The sequence below is a fragment of the Sphingomonas bacterium genome, from assembly GCF_903643065.1.
GTDB lineage: Bacteria > Pseudomonadota > Alphaproteobacteria > Sphingomonadales > Sphingomonadaceae > Sphingomonas.
This window is the reverse complement of the sequence record NZ_CAHJWX010000196.1, coordinates 1-5,009: the sequence shown is the minus strand read 5'-3', so window position 1 is coordinate 5,009 and position 5,009 is coordinate 1. Positions and strand designations below refer to the sequence as shown.

General features: G+C 71.3%; 8 protein-coding genes. 1 reads left to right on the top strand and 7 read right to left on the bottom strand.

The window, feature by feature from the left end; all coding sequences use genetic code 11:
• Window positions 1–311: cytochrome b (locus HUU95_RS08170; protein ID WP_174279666.1), on the top strand; the 311-nt coding region annotated here is incomplete at its 5' end.
• Here HUU95_RS08170 and HUU95_RS08165 read toward each other — a convergent pair.
• From HUU95_RS08165 to HUU95_RS08135, 7 genes are read right to left on the bottom strand one after another with little or no spacing between them, the layout of a single operon-like run.
• On the bottom strand, window positions 303–1,058 hold the full coding sequence (locus HUU95_RS08165; protein ID WP_174279665.1) for an aldolase/citrate lyase family protein: 756 nt from the start codon (window positions 1,056–1,058) through the stop codon (window positions 303–305). The two genes, HUU95_RS08170 and HUU95_RS08165, sit on opposite strands and share 9 nt — an antisense overlap.
• On the bottom strand, window positions 1,055–1,861 hold the full coding sequence (hpaH, locus tag HUU95_RS08160; RefSeq protein WP_174279664.1) for a 2-oxo-hept-4-ene-1,7-dioate hydratase: 807 nt from the start codon (window positions 1,859–1,861) through the stop codon (window positions 1,055–1,057). The genes HUU95_RS08165 and hpaH overlap by 4 nt, the downstream gene beginning before the upstream one ends.
• The gene (locus HUU95_RS08155) at window positions 1,858–2,250 is read right to left on the bottom strand and encodes a 5-carboxymethyl-2-hydroxymuconate isomerase (protein WP_174279663.1); all 393 of its coding nucleotides are present in this window, start codon (window positions 2,248–2,250) and stop codon (window positions 1,858–1,860) included. Before HUU95_RS08155 ends, hpaH begins: the two co-directional genes overlap by 4 nt.
• Window positions 2,250–3,068, bottom strand: a complete 819-nt coding sequence (locus tag HUU95_RS08150; RefSeq protein WP_174279662.1) for an extradiol ring-cleavage dioxygenase — start codon at window positions 3,066–3,068, stop codon at window positions 2,250–2,252. Before HUU95_RS08150 ends, HUU95_RS08155 begins: the two co-directional genes overlap by 1 nt.
• Entirely contained in the window at window positions 3,065–3,391 is a 327-nt protein-coding gene (locus HUU95_RS08145; protein ID WP_174279661.1) for an aromatic ring-opening dioxygenase subunit LigA, read from the bottom strand. The genes HUU95_RS08150 and HUU95_RS08145 overlap by 4 nt, the downstream gene beginning before the upstream one ends.
• Window positions 3,388–4,137, bottom strand: a complete 750-nt coding sequence (locus tag HUU95_RS08140) for a fumarylacetoacetate hydrolase family protein (protein WP_174279660.1) — start codon at window positions 4,135–4,137, stop codon at window positions 3,388–3,390. Before HUU95_RS08140 ends, HUU95_RS08145 begins: the two co-directional genes overlap by 4 nt.
• Complete coding sequence (locus HUU95_RS08135) at window positions 4,134–4,733, bottom strand: fumarylacetoacetate hydrolase family protein (protein WP_174279659.1); 600 nt, start codon at window positions 4,731–4,733, stop codon at window positions 4,134–4,136. The genes HUU95_RS08140 and HUU95_RS08135 overlap by 4 nt, the downstream gene beginning before the upstream one ends.
• Window positions 4,734–5,009 lie beyond the last annotated feature (276 nt).

The window sequence follows — 5,009 nt, the reverse complement described above, 5'->3', positions numbered from 1 at the left end:
CCGCGATCGCCGCCGCGCAGCAGGCCGCGCGGCACGAGCCGCCGCGTGCCACCGGCGGGCCGCCGATCTGGTTCCTGTTCACCCTGCCGCTGATCAAGCCGATCAACGAGATCGGCCGCTACCCGGCCGGAATGGCGGAGCAGGGCGCGCTGCACGGCCGCATCGAGCGGGTACATTTCCTGGGCGGCTGGGCGCTGCTGCTGCTGTTCGGCCTGCACGTCGCGGGCGCGCTCAAGCACCAGCTGATCGACCGGCATCGCGAGCTAGCGCGGATGGGGATCGGCCGCATCCGGCCGCGCGCCTCAGCCTAGGCAGGCGGCGCGCAACGCCCGCGCGCCGTTCGCCAGCACGCCGATATCGGTGCCCACCGACACGAAGGCAAAGCCCTGCACGATCCGGGCGCGCGCGTCGGCGGCGTCGAGCGCGAAGATGCCGGCCGGCTTGCCCGCCGCGCGGATCGCGGCGAAAGCGGTGTCGATCGCGTCCTGAACCTCCCGATGGCGCGGCTCGCCGAGATGACCGAGCGAGGCGGCGAGATCCGCCGGGCCGATGAACAGCGCGTCGACCCCGTCCACCGCCGCGATGTCGGCCACCGCCGCGAGGCCGGCGCGGCTCTCGATCTGCGCGATCAGCGCGGTGCGTTCGTGCGCGGTGGCCAGGTAGCGTGCGTCCGCGCCGAAGCCCGACGCGCGGCTGGTCGCGCTCGCGACGCCGCGGATGCCGCGTGGCGGAAAGCGGGTCGCCGCGACGATCTGCGCGGCCTGGCGCGCGTCGTCGACCATCGGCACGAGCAGGGTAGGGAAGCCGATGTCGAGATATTGCTTGATGATCGCCGGCTCGCCGACCGGCGGCCGCGCGATCGGCAGCACGGGATGCGCCGCCACCGCCTGCAACTGCGCCAGCAGCGTCTGCAATGTGTTCGGCGCGTGCTCGCCGTCGAACAGCAGCCAGTCATAGCCGGCGCCCGCGCAGATCTCCGCGGTATAGGGGGTCGCCAGCGCCTGCCACAGCCCGAGCAGCGGCCGGCCCTGCGCCAGCCGCGCGACGAAGGCATTCACGCGAAGCGCACCGAGATCGCGCCCAGCGGGCCATAATCGACGTGGAACGTGTCGCCCGGCCGCGCCGCCACCGGCGCGGTGAAGCTGCCGCCCAGGATGATCTCGCCGGCGTCCAGCCGCTCGCCATGCGGGGCGAGCTTGTTGGCGAGCCAGGCGGGCCCGTGCGCGGGGTGGCCGAGCACGGCGGCGGCGACGCCCGAATCCTCGATCACGCCGTTGCGGTACAGCAGCGCGGAAACCCAGCGCAGGTCGACGTCCATCGGCCGTACCGGTCGCCCGCCCAGCACCAGCCCGGCATTGGCGGCATTGTCGGACACGGTGTCGAACACCTTGCGCGTCGCGCCGGTCGCGGCGTCGACCGGCTCGATGCGGGCGTCGATGATCTCGATCGCGGGCACGATATAGTCGGTGGCGTCGAGCACGTCGAAGATCGTCCTGCCCGGCCCCGCGAGCGGCGACTTCAGGCGGAAGGCCAGCTCCACCTCGACGCGCGGGACGATGAAATGGTCCGTCGGGATGTCCTGTCCGTCCGGGAACAGCATGTCGTCGAGCAGCAGCCCGTAATCGGGTTCGCTGATGTTCGACGAGCGCTGCATCGCGCGGCTGGTGAGGCCGATCTTGTGGCCGATCGGCCGGGCGCCGGCGGCGATCTTGGCGCCGGTCCAGGCGCGCTGGACGGCATAGGCGTCCTCGATCGTCATGTCGGGATGGGCGAGCGACACCTGGCCGATCTGGGTGCGCGTCGCCTCCGCCCGGCCGAGCCGGTCGGCGATCGCGGCGATCGTGTCGGGAGCGAGCGTCATGGCCGGTCCCGCGCGAGCCGGGCGTGGATGGTGTTGTGCTTCCACCCCTCGGCCTCCGCGACATAGAGCGACAGCGCCAGCGGCCGCCGCGCGAACAGGTCGCCCAGCAGGTCGCGCACGCGCGTAAACAGCGCATCGAAGAAGCCGCGTCGGAACGCCTCGGACCGGCCGACCCCCATGGTGACGTCGATGTTGATGAAGGCGTCGTCAGGGCCGGCATCGTCGGCGATGACATAGTCGGTCAGCCGGATCGCGCGCACGCGGATGCCGCCGACCGGGAAGGCGCCGCCGGACCGCTCGCGCATCTCGGTCGCGATCAGGCGGAGCAGCGCGCGCAGGTCAAAGGCGCCGTCCAGATTGTCGGTCCATTCGACCGTCGCGTGCGCCATCAGGCGATCTCCAGCGTCGCGACGGTGCAGCCGACCGCGAAGATCGGGATGGGCGCATAATAGAGCAGTTCGCCCCGCCCCCCGCCGGCGGCGGCGGCGGCGAGGAAGGTGCGGATCTCGAACCCGCCCTGGCCGGCGTCGCGGTAGATCTCCGCGTCGGTATAGGCCAGCATCGCGTCGCGGTCGCCGGCGGTCAGCCTGGCGAGGAAGTCGCGATCCCACGCCTCGTTGATCCGGCCGCTGTCGGGCGTCGCGGGCCAGTGCGAGATGCCGCCCGTGCCGACCACCGCGATCCGCTCGTCGACGCTGTCGGCGGCGCGGCGGATCGCCTCGCCGAACGCCCAGGCGCGATGCAGCGGGGTGAGCGGCGGGCCCTGGCAGTTGATGTTGGCGGGAATGATCGTCAGCGCGTTGTCGGGATCGAGGAAGTGGAGCGGCACCATGATGCCGTGATCGAACCGCCATTCCTCGCTGTATCCGACATCGACGGTGGTCATCATCTCCGCGATCAGCCGGCGCGACAGCTCGCCGTCGCCGCGCACGTCGCGCGGCGGGATGCCCAGCCAGGCGGCGTCCTCGATCGGGCCGGTATAGCCGTCGGCCATGCCGACCGAATAGGCGGGCATGTTGTTCATGAAGAAATTGGCGAAATGCTCGGCCGCAATCACGATCAGCGCGTCGGGCCGGGTCGCGTGCAGCGCCGCGCGCAGGTCGCCCAGCGCCGTGTAGAAGGCGTCGCGTTGCTCGGGCGGCGCGCGATCGGCGCGGCCGGTGATGCCGGGCGCGTGACTGCACACGCCCGCGAAGACCAGGGTCATGCTCCCGCCACCTTTTCATCCATGCCGGTCGTCATCGCGTAGATGCCGGCGCGCACCGGCCCGTGATCGCGCACGCCGTCGCGCATGCGCTGCAGGTAATCGGACCATTCGACGCCGCGCAACGCCGCATAGTGCATCAGGATCTGGCCGTTGACGCCCAGCACGTAGAGCAGGCCGATATCGGGGGCGAGCACGGCGTGGCGCTCCTCGTCGGTCAGCGCGTAGCCGGCGATCGCGGCGGCCGGATCGACGGCGAAGCGCGCCTTGCGCTCCTCATCGCGGTTGAGCTCGAACAGGAGCTTGCTGAGCGCGTACAGGCTCATGCCGCGACCAGCGTATTGACCAGCCGGCCGACGCCCTCGATCTCGCAGGCGACGGTGTCGCCCGGCGCGACGAAGTGGACGCCATGCGGCGTCCCGGTCAGGATCAGGTCGCCCGGGCGCAGCGTCATGAAGCCGGACAGATATTCGATCAGCGCGGCGACGTCGAACACCATGTCGGCGGTCGTGCCGTCCTGAACCGTCACGCCGTTCACCGCCGTCGACAGCCTCAGCGTTCGCGGATCGGGCACGTCGGCGGCGTCGACGATCCACGGCCCCAGCGGCGTCGTCGCCGCGCGGTTCTTCACCGGCAGGTTGGGCCGGTAGTAATTCTCGAGATATTCGCGGATCGCATAGTCGTTGGCGACCGTGTAGCCGGCGACGTGATCCAGCGCGTCGGCGCGCGCGACGCGGCGCGCGGTGCGGCCGATCACCGCGACCAGCTCGCATTCCGGGTGCATCCGGTTCGCGTCAGCGGGGCGCGGCGTCGGCGTGCCGTGCCCCGCCAGCGCGGTATGGCCCTTGAGGAACACCAGCGGCGTCGCCGGGGGCGTGAACCCCAGCTCGGCCGAATGATCGGCATAGTTGAGCCCCAGCGCGAACACCGTCGCGCCCGGCTCCGCCGGCGGCAGCCACGCCGCGTCATCGACCCCGACCAGCGCGCCGTCATCGAGCCGGACGGCCGCGTCGCCGTCGACCAGCGTGCCCCAGCGCGGCTGGCCATCGTGGGAAAGGCGCGCGCGCTTCATGCGGGTTCCGCCGTCAGCCGCGTCCGCAGCAATTCGAAGCCCGGCATCGCCACCTCCACTGTATCGCCGACTTTCGCGACCGGGGCGTCGCCGGCGAGGCCGACGAGCAGCAGGTCGCCCGGCGCCAGCGTCATAAAGGCGGCGATGTCGGCGACCAGTCGCGCGACCGGGCGCACCAGCCGCGCCAGCGACCAGCGGTGCGCCACGACGCCGTTGATCCGGGTGACGATCGGCTGGTCCAGATCGGCCGGCACCGCGGCGAACGCGCCGAGCGGCAGGAAGCCGTCGCGACACCGTTCGCGGATCGCCGGCCGGAAATAGCTGCGATGCGGCTCGCTCACGTCGAGCGCGAGGCAGGCGGCGGCGGCACCGTGATCGCCGAACAGTAGCCCGATCGTCGCCGCGACCGTCACCGCCGCCAGTTCGGCGGGCACGGGCACGGCGGCGCCGTCGACGGAGAGGCAGGGCCGCGGCTTGACATACAGCACCGGCGCGCGCGGCGGCGCGTCATAGGGAGGCGCGTGGAACGCCGGTTCGAGCGCGTCCCGCTCGACCTGGTCGTTCAATATCACGCCATAGGCGGTGCCGCCGATCATCACATCTCCCGCGCCGGCTATCTAGTTAACATGATAATCTGTCAATGACTGGCGCCAAATAAATTAACACGGTAACTATCTCTCGATCCGGGAGACGAACAATGCCCTCACGTCGCGACGCCGCGCTGTCCACGCTAGCCGACCTGCCCTCGCCGCTGGGCCATTATATCGATGGCCGGGCGGTGGCGGGCGCGGGCGCGCCGTTCGACGTGCTGGAGCCCGGCACCGGGCAGGTGCTCGGCCAGGCGGTCGACGCGACGGCGGATGAGGTCGACG